Raw genomic sequence first — 17488 nt, 5'->3', positions numbered from 1 at the left:
CTTTGTATAGAATCAAGCCGCTTTCCTGAATCGTGCTGCTGCAGGAAAACAGTAATTATCCTCTCAAGAAGAGGAGGCCGTTTTTTATTGTTTTCTAGGTGGCAATGATGTCTACATTTACTCGTTTACAAAAACGATTATCCCGACTTGGGATTGAGAGTCATTTTTCTAATAAGATGAGGGAATTGTTTTGAGACGCCCTAACACATTTTCATGTTGTTTTATCCTGTTAGCTATAGAATTTAGGGCTGGTTTTAAAGTTTTACCGAGTTCCGTTATCTGGTATTCCACTTTTGGTGGTACTTCAGGATATAGTTTTCTGCTAATTAATCCCTTTTGTTCAAATAGCCTTAGTTGTTTTGTTCATTCTTTTTGTGTAATTGGCGAAATTGCACGTTTTAGTTCACCAAAACGGATAGGTTCATTCTTGATTATTAAACGGTATAGGATAAAAATCGCCCATTTTCCTGAAATCAGATTGATGAATTTAACCATGGGACAGTTAAAATTTTGATCTATATTTTTTTCATTTTGCATACTTATTTTCCAATAGTATCTATTTGGTACCTACTTTCATAAGTAAACTAGTTAAATTACACTGAGTTTAATTTTAAAAGGGGAAATATGAAAAGGGTAGAAGGTAAATATGCTCTCGTTACGAGTGCAAGTAGTGGGAGGGCTGGTAACGGCCAGAGAATTTATAACCGCAGGTGCTGATGTAGCCCTAACCAGTAGAAATAAAAACAGGCTATTAGAAGCTGAAAAAATTAGGGGAAATCTCTGAACCTGTCCTGATTTAATTATTTTAAACAAATTGTAAAATAATTTAACTATAGAACTTACAAATGAACAAAAAAATTGACCATCCCAAAACAGCCATTGTATTAATATCCATATTGCTTGCTGTATTTGTAGTACCAACATCTATCTCAGGAACCGCGATTGCACTACCATTTATAGGTGCTGATCTCTCTGCTAATTTAACTTCACTACAATGGGTTGTTAATAGTTTTAATTTGACCTTTGCTTGTTTTACTTTGTTATGGGGATCATTCGCAGATAATTTTGGTCATAAAAAATCATTTATAGTAGGTGCAACTATCTATACGGTTGCTTCCTTATTATCCGCTATGTCCATTAGTCCTTTAATGCTTGATATAGCTCGAGGTTTGGCCGGTGTGGGTGGTGCTGCTATATTCTCATGTGGAAGTGCCATACTAATCAAAACTTTTGATGGAGAGAAGAGAACTAAAGCATTCGCATTTTTTGGAACAACAGCGGGCATAGGTATTACATTTGGCCCAACAATATCAGGTTTTTTGTTAGACTTATTCAACTGGCGAGCTATTTTTATATTACATACCGCTGTCTTGGCTGTAGTAATACTAATGACACCAACTATAACAAAAGATAATCTCACTAGACATCAACATCCATTTGATAAAATTGGGTCAATAATTTTTACCATAGCTTTGTTTCTATTAATGTTTTCAATTAGCAAAAGTGCCCAATGGGGATGGTTAAATATGAAAACATTAATATTGTTGGGTGTTAGCTTTCTTTCGGGTGTTATATTTGTAATGTATGAAAAATCGATCACTAATCCAGTGTTAAATCTAACGCTATTAAAAAATAAAAAATATGTAGGTTTGATTCTCGTTCCTGTTGTTGCTAGTTTCAGCTTTGTTACTTTACTTACCTATTATCCAAGTTATTTAATTGGCGTTATGCAGTTCAGCCCTTCTTATGCTGGCATTATCATGATCACATTAACTGTTCCCGTATTATTCTGCCCTTTACTAGCAGGAAAAATTGTTTCATCCGGAGTCTCCGCAATATCTATTATATTTATTAGCCTTATTTTAATGATTTTTGGCGGAATTTTATTGTTTTTAGTTGGTGGTGTTGATGGGCAGCTATACCTAATCGGTTTTGCATTATTTATGATCGGTGCTGGAATGGGACTAACAGCAGGACTTGTTGATGGGCTAGCGTTAAGCTGTGTTGAACCTCATCATACAGGTATGGCAGCTGGCTTATTGAATACATTACGTTTAGGTAGTGAAGCCATAGCAGTTGTATTATATGGTTCATTATTAACAGCTAATCTTAATAGTATTTTACCAGATTTATTAATAAAATATAATTCATCAATCGATGTAATAGCAGACTGGATAAATTCAGTAGCTAGTGGAAATCTCACCGCGCCACTATCTGATGTTGCTACAAATATTCAGCCAATTATGCTTAATGATATCATTACGAGTTATCATAGTGCCTTCAATTTTACATTAGCTATATTAACTATTATTAGTACAATAATCTGCTTGTTTAGCATATTCTTGTTGAAGAGGAAGAATGTTCCCATTAATTAAGGAATCTTCTTTAGAATTAGTATCAATGATGACAACAACAGTTTTCTGTCATTGTCTAATACTAAATAATACTCTCTATAAATTATCGTATGTCACCAGTTGATGTATTGGTTGATAATCTTGCAAAATCTAATAAAGGACGGTTCTAAAATTTTTTTCATGAAAGAATTATTTATGTTTAATTTACTAGTAACCTATTGATATCATTTTTTATTTCATGCTTCATAATCATATCTCATTGTTTGTAAGAAAATCATTAATCAAAATCATATTCCGCGTTTTTTATCCATCATTTCAGCCACTAAAATAGCAGCATCTAATTCACTGATGCCGTGTTGTTGCATTAGCTGATAACGCTCCTTCTTTTCCTCTGGCTCGGTCATGGCGAGGGCTAAATAGAGACTCGGTGGCACCGCTCGAAAGAGCACTTCCATTGATTTTGATAAAATCACACCTTCCGTGTATTTACCTGATTCTTTACGGGCGGATAACATCAATGCCTTTTGTGCGTCATTCAGCTTACGAAAACGGGCAATTTTCACCACTTCATCCGGTGGCATGTTGAGACAAATCCACCATTCGATCATATTGAGCATTAGCTCAGCGGCTTTAGGTAAATCATCGACATTTTGGGTCGCTAGCCAATACCAAGCCCCGAGTTTTCGCCACATTTTGGTAATTTTTACCACGTGAGGTGAAAGCAGCGGATTTTTGGTAATGATATGCCCTTCGTCGGTGACAAAGATAATCGGTTGTCCTAAAAATTGGTCTCGTTCAGCGATGTTGTTGACGGTATTAATCAATGAGATATAAGCAATTGAAAGCTGTGCGTTATGGCCTTCTCTAGCAAAGGTGGCGAGATCCACAATGGTAATATCGGTTACAGGCCAAGGCGTTCCGGGTTTATTAAACATGTCGCCGTCCATTCTCTGACAGAACATATCCATTGCATCCGCCATTTCTAATAGTCGGTTGGCTCTGGCTTCGGGTAATTGTCCAATTTGTGCACGCCTTCTTAACGCATCACGAATATCTTGCGTGAGTACCATGCGATTATTTTGCTCACATTCTTCAGCGGCATCGACAATACATTGCCGTATCATGCTACGGTCAGCTCTCGTCATGCGTGCTTCTTCTTTTTCTTCACCGCCGGTAATCATCATTCGAGTGGTGATTTCAAGTTCACCGTGTACGTCCCGTTGCTCATCTTCCGTGGTGTTTTCAGTAGGCGTATTTTGTGGCAAATCCTCATCCAGTTTATCGACATCGAGTATTTCAACCTCATACGGGGTTTGTACTAACCTCTTAGCATCCACAAAGGGGGCAAGGCTCACACCAGAACCCGGTGCGAGTCGTACTTTGTTGACTGTTAATCCTTGGCGTCCCGCTAAATCACCAAATAAACCAAACGAATTACCCGCTTCGACAATAAATAGCCGTGGTGTATAAATCGCCGTGATTTGACTGAGGATATTATTGAGCGTTGCTGATTTTCCTGATCCCGTAGGCTCGAATAAGAATAAATGAGCATTCATTTGTCGGTCGAGTTTATTGAGAAGATCAAAGGTGACGGTGACACCCCCACAATTAAAAAAGGTAATGCCAGGATGTCCCGTACCTTGGCTTCTTCCCCACACGGGCGTAAGGTTAGCCACATGCTGCGCAAACATCAGTTGGGTATACCACTGTTTTTTATCTTTCACAGGGTTATAGACACAAGGCAACCAACGTAAATAGCTATTGAGTGGAGCGATTTCATCTTTTTCTCGAATGGGTTGCAGTCCAGCCCCTAGCATCACATTACAGAGTGCCAGTTCTCGTTCTGGTAATAATTGCTCGGTTTGACCTCGTAAATAGAATGCAACCGAAGCACGATAGAGTTTGTGGGAACTCCCAATCAGTTTACGCGCATCATCCACATCATCACGGGTTTGTTCTGAGGCTAGGGTTTCTCCCACCAATTTTTTAGCTAAGTAGTTAAGATGGGATTCTAAAATATCCTGTGGTGTGACGACCATTGTGATACAAAGCAACGTATCTTCGGGCATCTGGTCAAACAGCGCATTAATGGCATCACCGCCTTTTTTAGCTTCTCCGGTGATATGCCCAACACTTGGCAGTGAACGTAGTTTATCTAACACCAGCACCCGATGCGGGCAGTTATCAAAATACCATAAGCCTTTATCTACATCTGAGCGCAGCTTGTTGAAAAACAAGCGCTCACTAAAACCGACACCACTGACAAGATCTAATTCGCCTTCTTCCACTTCAGGGGGATAGCCCACCAGTTTATAAAAGTAATCGCGGTTAATCGCCTCATTACCAAGCATGTTCGGATAAGGATTGAACCAACGCAATAACCAATCGTGAACCTCATGAGCACCGAGACGTTTTACTTTAATCCCTGCATTACTGAGCCTACCCACTAATATCTATACTTTTAATCAACAAAACACCACTGCTCAAGTATTATTACTGCAAGCTTTACCTTTAGAAGAAAAAGCAGTAAAGCAGTTACTGGATTTTGCATCGGTCAACGTACCTAACAGCTTAGGACACGTGTGCGCAGCGCGAGCAACGCCCGATGTTCATCCGGGAGCGATTGCACCGGTGGGCAGTATCGTGGCAACAACAGAAGATTTAGTCATTCCGGCAGCCATTGGCACTGATATCAACTGCGGTATGCGCCTTTTGACCACTGGTTTAAGCCATGATGAAGTGAATGAACAAAAATCATCCATTATCGCGCAACTCAAACGCGTATTATTGCAAGACGAGCGTAATATTCCTGTTACACCGCAATCCTTTCAAACATTGTTTGATGAAGGCATAGCGGCATGGATAGCAGCATTACCACAACAAGGTTTGTGGCAACACGTCAATTTTAAGCGGCTACTTGCGAAAATTAATCAAATATCAGAGCAGTCATTAATCACAACAGATAGCAAATACGCGCCAGAGGCCTTTTTTGAGTCACGAAATATTATCCGCCCTGCAAGCTTGGGTACAGTTGGCTCAGGTAACCATTTTGTTGAGTTACAAATTGTTGATAAAATCCTTGATCGACATTTAGCTTATCAAATGGGGTTAAAGAAAAATGCTATTGTAATAATGATTCATACCGGTTCACGCGATGTGGGATTTTATATTGGCAACCGCTGGCAAGATAAAGCCAAAGCCTTATGGCCAGTAAATGAAAAATATCCAACATCAGGATTATTTGGTTTAGCAGATGAAAATGCACAAAATTACTTGCAGGCAATGGGCGTTGCAGCACGTTATGCATGGATTAACCGAATCGTCATCACCGAATTGATACGTAAAGAATTAATGGCGATTTTTAAACACGATAATAGTCAGTTAATCGTGGATATTTCGCATAACATTATTTTACCTGAGCATGGAATGAACATTCACCGCAAAGGAGCCACACCAGCCAATAATGGCGAAATTGTATTAATCCCCGGCTCAATGGGAGACTACTCTTATGTAGCGCTTGGCAAAGGAAATCCAGACTGGTTATGGTCTTGCTCACACGGTGCAGGCAGAGCAGAAAGGCGGCAATCAATGCGTAGCAAAAAAGTGGCATCTGATAAGGTTGATTTGCCATGGCAATGTATTACCTTAAAAGAGGAACGTTTACGTGAAGAAGCACCTGCCGCCTATAAACCGATTACACCAGTAATCGAAGCCCAAGAAAATGCCGGTTTAATTCAGCCAGTAGTAAAACTTAAACCCTGGATTACTTTTAAAGCATAATCATACAAACAGCCCAAGCTTTATAGGCTTGGGCTGTTTGTAGGATTAACTGATAAAGCTCACAAACTATCAAAATTGATATTAATGAATCTCAGCATAAATAAAATACATCATTAAAAAATCTGATTGAAATTATTAAATAATTTCTCTCGTATCGTCTTACTATCCTAATGTTTTAGCCTGTATCAATATAAAAAAATTAACTTATTTTCTAACTAAAATTCTGGATAAATGCGGTTAAAAATTTAGTTTGAGTGAAGCTTTACCGTACAAAGGTCTCAATAAAAATCAAAGTGGTTTATACATATGGTAATTTATCAGTACCTGATTTTCTCTGGATATTTTGTTAGCCCGCTTTATTTTAAAACCCCATTTTTTGAAAATTGGCATAGCCACTTTTGAAGCATCTACACTTAATTGTGAAAGCTTTTTCTGGTGGGCCAAGTCAAGCACATGGTCATAGAGTTTTCTAGCTATGCCACGCTTTTGAAAGTCAGGATGCACGTACAGACAGTCTATGTAACCATCATCTCCAAGTTCAACAAACCCCGCAAGGCTTGAACCAAAGATAGCCATCCAAGGCTGAGTGTTATCTAAACGTTCTAACCACTTCTGATAATCTGGTGGTGTTGAGCACCATGCTTCTTGCTGTGCTTTGCTATAAATATCGGTATCAATAGCATGAATAGACGAATGAAACAAATCGCATATTTCAGAGGCATAGCGTGAAGAGTATGGTTTTACTTCGATTTTAGATGCAGCATTACCCAACTTGTTTCCTATTTTCATTATGATTTGCTCTAGCAAGACTTTGCACTTCAATATCGCCAACATTGACAAGGCTGGCTTCCGTACTAATAACTTCGTGAGTATCCACATCAAATGTGACCAATATTAGTGCAGATTAATCTATGATGGTTGACATGAAAAATATCGAAAATTCCTCTATCTTGTTTGCCAATAAAAAATCCAAGCTTTTAGGATTTGTGCTGTATTTTAGCGGCAATTAGTTTTAAATCCTAGCTAAATAAACCGAGGACTGTAGGCTTAAACAGATGTTTGAAAATGCATGGTCAGTGCAAACAGATCAGTCTGGAAATATTATCATTGGCTAATAATATTGAACTTTGTTTTAAAGCTTCAGGCTCATTTATTTTTTCTAAATAAATTTTTACCCCTGTACAAATTTATCGTAAACATAATCCCACCTGCCAGAATAAATAAACCTTGAAAAATATCATAAGGATTAGGTATCTCTGGCAGAACTTTAGCATACGCCAATGGTAAATTTATACTTGGGTTATGAGGGTCATAGATTATTTTTTCTGGTGTAAACCCATTGGAATTCCAACGCCCAGCAGGGATATAGCGCATTCCGCCTTTATTGAAACCCAATCCTTCGCTAAAAACCGGTAGATCATTATTGTCATAGGTTTGATCCCCCGCCTGAAAATAATAGCGAAAATGATAAATGGGGGTATTTATGGATTTACTGGATATATTTTCCGGATGATCATATATCATTTGTCCATCGGTAACGCATTCCTGATGGGTACAATCCAGAGATAACAGATATTTGGCTTTATTTTGCAAGGGAATATAATGCTTCTGCTTATTATGAATACTGTCAACAATACTTGTTACCCCAAGCACAATAAGTAAAAGGCCTATTGCCATGCAAAAAAAATTCTCCTGTTTTGCCATTGTAGTTACTCACTTGTTGCAAAAAAAATCTAATTATGGCCAGATTATTCAGACCATTTATCAATAAATAATCAACCGTTTTTGTTAAAGCTGTTTAGCTCCTGATTTTTGATTTGAGCTAAACAGCTTGCGGCTGGTTTTAGTGTTTCGGTGTTTTACCCATTAGTAAAAACGGATTGGCACCACCACGTTGCCAGTCTTCTTGATTTAGCAATATGTCCAGTGCTAAAGAGGCCAAATCATCGGCGATCGGATCGGCATACTGCTGTTTGGCCAGACGATAGCGCTTGCGATAGGCATGGCAGCTCGGACAGCACTCAGCTTCCGCACCAGACAATACCCCCTCATTTGCCTGTTCGATGCGGTGTACACCTAAATCGCGGCTGTTATCACAGAAACTGCACCGCGCACGCACGCTGTGCCAGCGGCTGTTGCATACACCACAGCACAGATAGCGCAGACCCTCAAGTTCACCATGTCCGATTATCACCGCACCTACGGCATCAGTACCGCAACATGGACAAAATCCCGGTTCAGGTAATGGTTTAACTGCTGTAGACGCTAAATTCAGCGCAGCATGGGTATAGATAATCTGCACCACGGCGTTTACCCAAATTTGATAATCCTGCTGCGCCACGCCGAGCTGCTGGTTTAATGCTTGCTGGCACAACTGGCTGCGTTCTTCGCTATCAAGCTGCAATAATTCTTTCCATACCTGTGCAGCTGTTGGTGTCAATTGCTGTTGCAGTAAAGCATGTAAATCCGTAAACAGACGGTCTGTTAAATCGTGATTGGCACTTAGTAATGCTGGAGTAAGCGGAAATTCATCCGTATCTGCTGACGGCTGCACCCATACGGTTTCTGCATAGCGTTCCAGCAAGGTTTGCTGGGCATTGCAGATGGCAGCAAGAAGCTGTAAATATGGCTGCCAGTCGCTGCTGTCTTCTGCTGCCAGTTCATTCAGGCGCAATGCACGCTGGCTGAAAATATCAGCCTGAGGCTGCTGCCAGAACGGGATATGAAAAAATTCCTGTGACTGTATGGCTTCCGGTGTTGCTTGTGTTTTCATGTATCTACGCTACCTGATAATGGTTGCTCATCATGATGCGATGGTGCTAATACCATTATCAATGACTAAAATAACCAAGTTTAACTAAAATCATGCATTCTGTCTGGATTTGCTACTGACTATTTTGCCTGTGCTGCTAAAAGCAGATGGCAGTAATGTCTGCTGTACCGCGCTTTATACACACGGATAAGTTATCAGCAGACAATAAAAAAGGTTCAGATATCTCTGAACCTTTTGATTGCATAAACTAAATTATTTAATACCAAGTGATTTTTCGTATTCTCGCGCTTTTTCATCATCAAAATCATGTTCCCAGCGCGAGATAACCAGTGAAGCCAATGCATTACCGATTACATTTACTACAGTGCGCCCCATATCCAGAATACGGTCGATACCCAGAATAAAGCCCAGACCTTCTAGCGGGATGGATGTGGTGGCCAATGTAGCTGATAATACCAGAAATGATACCCCGGGCACACCGGCAATCCCTTTGGAAGCCACCATCAGGGTAATCACGATCATTACCTGATCTGTTACAGACAGGGAAATACCATATAGCTGTGCCAGAAAGATAACGGCAATACTCTGATACAGGGTAGAACCATCCAGATTAAATGAGTAGCCAGTAGGAATCACAAAGCTGGTAATGGATTTCGGCGCGCCATATGCTTCCATTTTCTCAATCATTTTTGGCAGCGCGGTTTCAGAACTGGAGGTTGAGAAAGCAACAATCAGCTCGTCTTTGAGAATTTTGATAATGGTGAAAATGTTAAAGCGGCAGAAATAGGCCACGCCCCCCAGAATCACCAGTGTAAACACAATCATCGCCAGATAAACAATGAGGATCAGTTTCATCAGTGGAATCAGTGAACCAAAACCGAATTTGCTGATGGTAACTGTCATCAGGCCAAACACACCAATCGGCGCATAGCGCATAATCATGTTGGTGATTTTAAACATTACATCGGAGATGACTTTCAGAAAATCCGAGAAGAACAGGCGCTGATTGTCGGGCAGTTTGGTTAAACCCAAACCAAAGAATACGCAGAAAAAGATTACTGGCAGGATTTCACCTGAGCTGAGGGAATCAAAGATGTTATGCGGAATCATGTCCAGAATCATCACAACCAGACCATGCGGTTTCTCAGCCAATGTCTCACTTTTCTGTACGTACTGGGTAACACTGGTGTGTTGCAGATTGGAAATATCAATACCGCTACCGGGGTGAAACAGGTTACCAAAGAGTATGCCTACACCGATGGCAACGGTGGTGATGATTTCAAAGTACAAAATGGTTTTACCACCCAGTCTGCCCAGGCTTTTGGAATTACCCAGCCCAGCAATTCCCAGAGTCAGGGTACTGAGGATAATCGGCAGCACAATCATTTTAATCAGGCGGATAAAGATATCGCCCATTGGCTGTAATACGTTGACTACCCAGGATTGATAGGTTTTGTAGTACGGGTGTGACGGATCTGCAAAAGTATGCAGATACAATCCTACCGCTACCCCCATGATCAGGGCAAAGAGAATTTGCCAGGCCAAATTACGGCTATATCGTTTGATAATCGATAACATAGTCGTCCTTACTGTAATTGGTAATATAGTTCTTATTCAAGCTAACAAGCAAAACAATAACAATAGAGTATACCCTATTATTTTTTGTTTTAAATATGCGTTAAGGATGAAAAAAATTGAGGATGGGTATAAATTACTTGGCGGTTATGGCGCGCAAAACCCACCAGCGTGATATTAGCCTTGTGAGCTAAATCAATGGCATAGGTTGTAGGCGCAGATACGGCCACGATACACCCAATACCGGTTATTGCTGATTTCATTACCATTTCAAAACTAGCGCGACTGGACAATACCACAAAACCCTGCTTCCAATCTACTTTTGCATGCATTCCCCAGCCAATAAGCTTGTCTAAAGCATTGTGCCGGCCTATGTCTTCACGCACGGTTACAATCCTGCCAGACATATCCACCCACACCACACCGTGAACCGAACCAGTTTGCGCACGCAACTGCTGGTGTTGGTTAAAATCGGTCAAAGCTCGCCCAATTACGCTAAAGTCGATATCCGTTGTGCGTAATACCGGTTTTAACTCTGGTTGTACTGCTGCCAGACTGTCAATACCACATAGACCACAGCCGGTGCGCCCGCTCATCTGGCGACGACGGCTTTTAAGGCGGCTAAAAGCAGCACTGGCCAGTTCAATTTCGGCAACGATGCCATGCTGATATTCACTGATTTCTATGGCGTAAATCTGCTCAGCATTCTCAATAATACCTTCACTCAGGCTAAAACCCAGTGCCAGTTCGGTAATATTTGCAGGCGTGGCCATGAGTACAACATGGGATATACCATTATAGACGAGTGCCACCGGGATTTCGGCACTGACATTGTCGCTGGTACTGCTGCACTGTCCGGCCTGTGCCACCCAGACTGTACGGCTTTGTGCGGATGTATGATTCATGAGGTTTCTCTATCTGCACGCAGGCAGCAACAGGAAAAGGCTATCCTGAGTAAAAATCAGGACAGAAAAGAAGATAAAAGTTTGACTGTCTGTATGGCGATGGCCATACAGACAGGACTACCAGAAACTACTGGCCTGACTAATCGCTGGTCTGTGAACCAGACTTCTGCTGTGCTCTGGCTTCTTTTTTGGCCATCATCTCCCGATACCAGCGCGGATGATGTTTTTTCGCCCATTCCTGAGTAACTACTCCTTCTACCATAGCAGGAATAGTGCCTTTAATCCACAATGCAGCATAGACATGAATGATGATACCTACAATCAGCAGGATAGCTGAAGCAGAATGCATCAATAAGGCGATTCGTACCACCCAGATGGGGAAATAATCGGAGAAAAACTGCCGCCAGGCAATTAATCCGCTGAGAAATAACAGCGCCATGCTGATGGTCATCAGCCAGAACATACACTTCTGTCCTGCATTGTATTTGCCGGTATCACCAATTTCCTTACCCAGCAGTATGTGCTTGATACCTAGTAACCATGTAAGATCGTCACGCTCAAAAAAGTTATGCTTAAAGTAACGAAAAAACTGGATAAAAAAGCCCAGAAACATCACTACTCCGATAAACGGATGCAGTATGCGCGCCAGTTGCGGGGAACCGAACACTTCTGTCAGCCAGAAAAAAGACGGATAGAAGAAGCCCAGCCCAGAAACTGCCAGCAAGACAAAACAGCCAGCCACGACCCAATGGTTAAAGCGTTCAGATTTTTTATAGCGTTGAATTAATAATTTTTTCATTATGCGTCCCCCTTGTCTTTGAGGATTTCGCCGTCACGATTAAGAACCTGTTCTTCGTGATCATCCGGGCGATTCGGGCCAATGGTGATGTAGTGCAGCCAACCTGCAAAAGCGGCAGCGGCAATACCAAAGGCAGCTATTGGTTTGAGCATACTTTTCCACAGTTTGACGGTGGTACTGATATGCGGATTATCAGGCAGACCGTGGTAAAGGCTGGGTTTGTCGGCATGATGCAATACATACATGACGTGGGTTCCCCCTACCCCTTGCGGGTCGTAAAGCCCAGCATGTTCAAATCCACGCTGTTTTAAATCTTTGATGCGCTCACCAGCCAAAGATTTCATGTCTTCCTTGCTGCCAAAATGAATGGCGCCAGTAGGACAGGTTTTCACACAGGCCGGTTCCTGACCAACAGCCACACGGTCGGAACACAGGGTACATTTATAAGCGCGGTTGTCTTTTTTCGAGATGCGCGGGATATTGAACGGGCAACCGGAAATACAGTAGCCACAGCCAATGCAGTTTTCCTGATGAAAGTCGACAATACCGTTTTCATACTGCACGATTGCCCCAGGAGACGGGCAGGCTTTTAAACAGCCTGGGTCAGCACAGTGCATGCAGCCATCCTTGCGAATCAGCCACTCCAGTTTGCCGTTTTGTTCGGTTTCGGAAAAGCGCATGACCGTCCAGCTATCGGCACTCAGGTCGATTGGGTTGTCGTATACGCCATGATTGGTACCGATTTCGTCACGAATATCGTTCCATTCAGAACAAGCTGCCTGACAGGCCTTGCAGCCTATACAGGTAGACACGTCAATCAGTTTGGCAATTTCAATCGGCTTGCGTGCCTGTGGCAGCGGCGTGAGCTGATTGGTGGCAGAACGACGTTTGATATCTAAAGATTGTAAAGCCATAAATTATTCCCCTCACGCTTTTTCGATATTGCACAAAAAGGTTTTGTATTCTGGTGTCTGCGTGTTGCAGTCACCAACAAATGGTGTGAGTGTATTGATAAGAAACTGTTTTTTCTCACCAACATTCACCCAGCCACCATGCAGGGGAATACCAATCTGATGTACCGTCTGACCATTAATATCCAGAGGACGCAGACGTTTGGTTACCACGGCTTTGGCTTCTACCCAGCCGCGCTTGGTGCTGATTTTAACGGTATCGCCTTTGGCAATGTTTTTTTGTGCCGCCAGCTCTTCGCTGATTTCGACAAACTGTTCCGGCTGAGCAATCATCAGTAACTTCACTGATTTAGTCCAGAACTGGAAATGCTCGGTCAGGCGATAGGTTGTACCAACACAGGGAAACTCATCCTTATGTCCAATGCGTTCTTTAACACTGTCAAACAGGCGTACTGCGGGTGTATTTAACACTTTCGGGTAGAGCAGATTCTTACCAACCGGCGATTCAGTCGGTTCGTAGAATGTCGGGAATGGACCGTCCACCAGTTTTTTGGTACAGAACAGGCGGCCAACACCCTCCTCGTTCATGATAAACGGATTCATATTGGTGTCTGGTGCCTGATCGGCCTTATAGTCAGCTACATCGGCTCCAATCCATTTACGGCCATCCCAGTGAATCAGTATCCGTTCTGGGTCCCAGGCTTTACCAGATGGGTCACAGGAAGCTCGGTTATACAGGATGCGGCGATTGGCTGGCCATGCCCATGCCCAACCCGGGGTGTTGCCCAGCCCGGCATTGCTGTTATCGCGCCGTGCCATCTGATTGCCGTTTTTAGTCCAAGAACCGGCAAAAATCCAGCAGGCACAGGCAGTAGTACCATCATCGCGTAACTGGGCAAAGCCATCCAGTTGTCCGCCTTTGGGCACAATAATATTGCCCTGTTCGTCTTTGATATCTGCTAGAGCCCAGCCATTGGACTCCTGCGCCATCTCTTCAGGTGTAGGCGAATGTGCTACTTGATACGGCCAGCTCAGATTAAGAATTGGTTCTGGTACTTTACCGCCCTCTTTTGCATACAGAGCCTTGATGCGCAAATGCAGCTCAGCCAGAATTTCAAGGTCGGCTTTGGCTTCTTCTGGCGCTTCGGCTCCGGCATAGTGCCATTGCAACCAGCGTGAAGAATTAACAATAGAACCATTTTCTTCAGCAAAACAGGGCACTGGCAGGCGAAATACGGTGGTTTGGATAGTAGATGGGTCTACATCATGCGCATCGCCATGATTTTCCCAGAAAGTAGCAGTTTCAGTATTCAGCGGATCCATGACTACCATCCACTTGAGGCGCGAAAATGCTTCAACGATACGATTGGAATCCGGGAAAGAACCCATGGCATTAAAGCCCTGTACCAGCAGGCCATGCATTTGCCCCTGATACATCATTTCGGTCATTTGCAAGACATCGTACATTTTGTCCCACTTTGGCAGCCAATCGTAGCCCCAGTCATTTTCTTTGGTGGCATTCTCACCAAAGAACCATTTGAGCAGGCTAACCATAAATTTGGGCGTATTGCTCCAGTAATTAAGCTGCCCCGGACGCATGGCTGCTGGTGTCTGTGCACTCAAATAATCGGCAAAAGTAGGGTTTTTCTTTTCATTGGGCAGGCTCAGATAGCCCGGCAAGTTGGTGGAAAGCAGCCCCAGATCAGACAACCCCTGAATATTGGAATGGCCGCGCAGTGCATTGACACCCCCACCGGGCATACCGATATTGCCAAGAATTAGCTGAATCATCGCCATGGTACGGATATTCTGCGAACCATAGGTATGCTGGGTCCAGCCTAATGCATACAGAATCGTTCCAGCCTTGTTTTTCGCCGAAGTGGCGCCCAGAGCCTCACATACCAGCAGAAAATCCTCAATCGAGGTGCCGGTAATTTTATGCATCATTTCCGGTGTGTACTGTGCATAATGTCGTTTCATCACCTGCCAGACACAGCGCGGATTTTCTAAAGTTGGGTCAACTTTGGCATAGCCGTTTTCATCCAGCTCATATGTCCAACTGGCATTATTGTAGACAGCACTACCTTTGGCGCCTTTCGGAGCTGCTTCAGGTGCATGGCTGCCGTCCTCAGTGGTGTAATCAGCATGTCCGGAAAACAGGCCTTCATGAAACCCGTAGCCATCGGCCACAATAAAAGAAGCGTTGGTATAATTTTTAACATAATCCCATTGCACTTTATTGTTTTCAATCAGCCAGTTAATTACCGCACCAAGAAAAGCAATATCCGTACCGGAACGAATAGGCAGATAATGGTCAGCCACGGACGCAGTACGGTTAAAACGCGGGTCGCACACAATCAGTTTGGTGCCCTTGCGTTTTTTGGCTTCAATGACCCATTTAAAACCAACCGGATGCGCTTCCGCTGCATTGCCACCCATTACCAGAATAAAATCGGCATTCTGGATATCAGTCCAGGTATTGGTCATGGCACCACGGCCGAATGTAGCAGCCAGCGCCGATACAGTTGGACCATGGCAAACTCGTGCTTGCGAATCGGTTCCAACCAGTCCGAGCGAACGCATGAATTTTTGCGTCAGGATACCGGTTTCATTAGAGCTGGCAGAGGCACACAGCATGCCCAGACTTTCCAGCCGGTTTACGGTCACACCATCAGCATTTTTTTCAATCAGATTGGCATCCCGTTCGTCTTTAATCAGACGCGCAATGCGGTCCAGCGCTTCATCCCAGCTAATGTCTTTCCATTCACTGCTGCCCGCTTCGCGCACCTGCGGATGCAGCACGCGGTTTGGACTGTTCACGAAGTCAATCAGTGAAGCGCCTTTTGGACACAAACTACCACGACTAACCGGATGATCTGGGTCTCCTTCAATATGAAAGATTTTCTTTTTGGCGTTTTTTGCTCCGTCACCTAGGCTATACAACAACGTACCACAACCAACTGAACAATACGTGCAATTATTGCGTGTTTCTGTTGCCCGTAATAATTTGTACTGGCGGACTTCAGCAAAGGCAGTGGCTGGTGCCATGCCCATGACTGCCAATCCTGTAGCGCCGGCACCTGCTGCGGTAACCTTGAAAAACTGGCGTCTTGTCAGGTTCATGTTTGATGGTTCCTAATTTGATGGTTCCTAATGAAATTATTTTTATTTATTGTAGAGAATCTAATCTCGTACAGCTTACCAAATATGCTAGTAACTTTATTAATACTAACATTTAACTCCATTATAATACTTTATTTAAGTTCTTATATAATTTTATATGTATTTTTTAATATTAATAAATAAATATAATTTTCATTAAAAGCCTTTATTTACCTGATACAGAGATTATTTTTAATTAAATAATGCTATTAACAGGCTGGCAAAAAAATTAAATTGATTACTCAGTAAATTATTTCATCTGCAAATTAATATTTGCATACATTTTGATTTATAAATATTTTTTACCCACGATCGCATACAAGTCTTAGATAGCAGCATGACTGCTTTTCGTTATATAGTAAGGTATATTTCGCAGCTATTTTCCCTTATAATCAACTCAATTTAACCCTGCCGAAAATAACAATGCATTCTAACCGAGGATAAAACATGTGTCATAAATATACCCGCCTGAGTGCCCTCATCACCACAATCAGCCTATGCATAGTAAGCAATTCTTCTTTTGCTGCCAGCATCACTGTTTCTGCCGCTGCCAGCCTTACCAATGCATTCAATGACATTGCCAGGGCATACCAGCAGCAATATCCGCAGGATAAAGTTCTGCTCAATTTTGGTGCATCCGGTTCTCTGCTACAGCAGATGCAAAATGGTGCTCCGGTAGATGTATTTGCTTCGGCAGACCAACAGACCATGGATCAGGCACAGGCCAAAAATCTGGTGCAGGCACAAGACAGAGTTAATTTTGCAAATAATACTCTGGTATTGATTACGCCGAAAAAAGGCGATGTAACCGTACGTAGTCTCAAAGATTTGCAACACAGTGGTATTAAGCATATTGCACTGGGCAATCCGGCTTACACACCAGCAGGCCGCTATGCACAGGCAGCAATGGAACAGGCGCAGGTATGGAGTCAGATTCAGCCTAAAATTGTTAATGTAAACAACGTGCGTCAGGCATTGGATTATGTAGCCAACCAGTCTGCCGAAGCCGGTTTTGTCTTTGGTACGGATGCGGCCATTATGCCGGATAAGGTTAGTGTAGCCGCTACCATCCCCACCAGCAAACCAATCAGCTATCCTATTGCCAAAACCGTGGCCAGTAAGGAGCCGGCTGCGGCCAACCGTTTCGTGCACTTTATCCGCTCAGCCAAAGGTCAGCAGATTCTTAAACATTACGGTTTCCAGAGCGCGCGCTGAGCATAATTTCTGCG

The 17488-nt window shown here is 42.7% G+C and carries 12 protein-coding genes and 1 pseudogene; 3 read left to right on the top strand and 10 right to left on the bottom strand.

The genetic code is table 11. The features are described from left to right. Positions 1-168: 168 nt before the first annotated feature. Positions 169-495 (bottom strand): annotated as a pseudogene (locus tag MJ764_RS09150) (winged helix-turn-helix transcriptional regulator). Positions 496-845: 350 nt separating this feature from the next. Between MJ764_RS09150 and MJ764_RS09145 the strand changes: the two are divergent. Beyond that, positions 846-2375 carry an MFS transporter gene (locus MJ764_RS09145; protein WP_239326320.1) on the top strand — a complete coding sequence of 510 codons (1530 nt, stop codon included), beginning with the start codon at positions 846-848 and terminating at the stop codon, positions 2373-2375. A 266-nt stretch (positions 2376-2641) separates the two neighbouring features. Here MJ764_RS09145 and MJ764_RS09140 read toward each other — a convergent pair whose 3' ends face one another. Then, entirely contained in the window at positions 2642-4801 is a 2160-nt protein-coding gene (locus tag MJ764_RS09140; protein ID WP_476749659.1) for a conjugative transfer ATPase, read from the bottom strand. Between MJ764_RS09140 and MJ764_RS09135 the strand changes: the two genes are divergently transcribed. After that, complete coding sequence (locus MJ764_RS09135; protein WP_338053844.1) at positions 4776-6134, top strand: RtcB family protein; 1359 nt, start codon at positions 4776-4778, stop codon at positions 6132-6134. The two genes, MJ764_RS09140 and MJ764_RS09135, sit on opposite strands and share 26 nt — an antisense overlap. 288 nt (positions 6135-6422) lie before the next feature. Here MJ764_RS09135 and MJ764_RS09130 read toward each other — a convergent pair whose 3' ends face one another. From MJ764_RS09130 to fdnG, 8 genes are all read right to left on the bottom strand, one after another. Beyond that, the gene (locus MJ764_RS09130; protein WP_239326316.1) at positions 6423-6923 is read right to left on the bottom strand and encodes a GNAT family N-acetyltransferase; all 501 of its coding nucleotides are present in this window, start codon (positions 6921-6923) and stop codon (positions 6423-6425) included. A 357-nt stretch (positions 6924-7280) separates the two neighbouring features. Further along, positions 7281-7838 carry a hypothetical protein gene (locus MJ764_RS09125; RefSeq protein WP_239326314.1) on the bottom strand — a complete coding sequence of 186 codons (558 nt, stop codon included), beginning with the start codon at positions 7836-7838 and terminating at the stop codon, positions 7281-7283. Between the two features lie 139 nt (positions 7839-7977). After that, complete coding sequence (locus MJ764_RS09120) at positions 7978-8907, bottom strand: formate dehydrogenase accessory protein FdhE (RefSeq protein WP_239326312.1); 930 nt, start codon at positions 8905-8907, stop codon at positions 7978-7980. A gap of 252 nt (positions 8908-9159) precedes the next feature. After that, complete coding sequence (locus MJ764_RS09115; protein WP_239326310.1) at positions 9160-10485, bottom strand: cation:dicarboxylate symporter family transporter; 1326 nt, start codon at positions 10483-10485, stop codon at positions 9160-9162. Between the two features lie 89 nt (positions 10486-10574). Then, a complete protein-coding gene (gene fdhD / locus MJ764_RS09110) occupies positions 10575-11387 on the bottom strand; it encodes a formate dehydrogenase accessory sulfurtransferase FdhD (RefSeq protein WP_239326308.1) in 813 nt (270 codons plus the stop codon). A 139-nt stretch (positions 11388-11526) separates the two neighbouring features. Next, complete coding sequence (locus tag MJ764_RS09105) at positions 11527-12186, bottom strand: formate dehydrogenase subunit gamma (protein ID WP_239326306.1); 660 nt, start codon at positions 12184-12186, stop codon at positions 11527-11529. After that, positions 12186-13100 carry a formate dehydrogenase subunit beta gene (gene fdxH / locus MJ764_RS09100; RefSeq protein WP_100090035.1) on the bottom strand — a complete coding sequence of 305 codons (915 nt, stop codon included), beginning with the start codon at positions 13098-13100 and terminating at the stop codon, positions 12186-12188. Before fdxH ends, MJ764_RS09105 begins: the two co-directional genes overlap by 1 nt. A gap of 12 nt (positions 13101-13112) precedes the next feature. After that, positions 13113-16220 (bottom strand): formate dehydrogenase-N subunit alpha, encoded by a 3108-nt coding sequence (gene fdnG / locus MJ764_RS09095; protein WP_239326304.1) that lies wholly within the window; start codon positions 16218-16220, stop codon positions 13113-13115. Positions 16221-16706: 486 nt separating this feature from the next. Here fdnG and modA point away from each other — a divergent pair, with 486 nt between their 5' ends. Then, a complete protein-coding gene (gene modA, locus MJ764_RS09090; protein WP_239326302.1) occupies positions 16707-17474 on the top strand; it encodes a molybdate ABC transporter substrate-binding protein in 768 nt (255 codons plus the stop codon). The last annotated feature ends 14 nt before the right edge of the window (positions 17475-17488 follow it).

The sequence above is a fragment of the Snodgrassella gandavensis genome (assembly GCF_914768025.1).
In the GTDB taxonomy this organism is placed as follows: Bacteria; Pseudomonadota; Gammaproteobacteria; order Burkholderiales; family Neisseriaceae; genus Snodgrassella; species Snodgrassella gandavensis.
This window is presented reverse-complemented; position numbering and strand designations above follow the sequence as displayed.

What these genes read in the sequence shown, in the direction of transcription:
- MJ764_RS09145 (WP_239326320.1), top strand. Translation starts at nt 846, where the DNA reads ATGAACAAAAAAATTGACCATCCCAAAACAGCCATTGTATTAATATCC.
- MJ764_RS09130 (WP_239326316.1), bottom strand. Translation starts at nt 6,923, where the DNA reads ATGAAAATAGGAAACAAGTTGGGTAATGCTGCATCTAAAATCGAAGTA.
- MJ764_RS09125 (WP_239326314.1), bottom strand. Translation starts at nt 7,838, where the DNA reads ATGGCAAAACAGGAGAATTTTTTTTGCATGGCAATAGGCCTTTTACTT.
- MJ764_RS09120 (WP_239326312.1), bottom strand. Translation starts at nt 8,907, where the DNA reads ATGAAAACACAAGCAACACCGGAAGCCATACAGTCACAGGAATTTTTT.
- MJ764_RS09115 (WP_239326310.1), bottom strand. Translation starts at nt 10,485, where the DNA reads ATGTTATCGATTATCAAACGATATAGCCGTAATTTGGCCTGGCAAATT.
- fdhD (WP_239326308.1), bottom strand. Translation starts at nt 11,387, where the DNA reads ATGAATCATACATCCGCACAAAGCCGTACAGTCTGGGTGGCACAGGCC.
- MJ764_RS09105 (WP_239326306.1), bottom strand. Translation starts at nt 12,186, where the DNA reads ATGAAAAAATTATTAATTCAACGCTATAAAAAATCTGAACGCTTTAAC.
- fdxH (WP_100090035.1), bottom strand. Translation starts at nt 13,100, where the DNA reads ATGGCTTTACAATCTTTAGATATCAAACGTCGTTCTGCCACCAATCAG.
- fdnG (WP_239326304.1), bottom strand. Translation starts at nt 16,220, where the DNA reads ATGAACCTGACAAGACGCCAGTTTTTCAAGGTTACCGCAGCAGGTGCC.
- modA (WP_239326302.1), top strand. Translation starts at nt 16,707, where the DNA reads ATGTGTCATAAATATACCCGCCTGAGTGCCCTCATCACCACAATCAGC.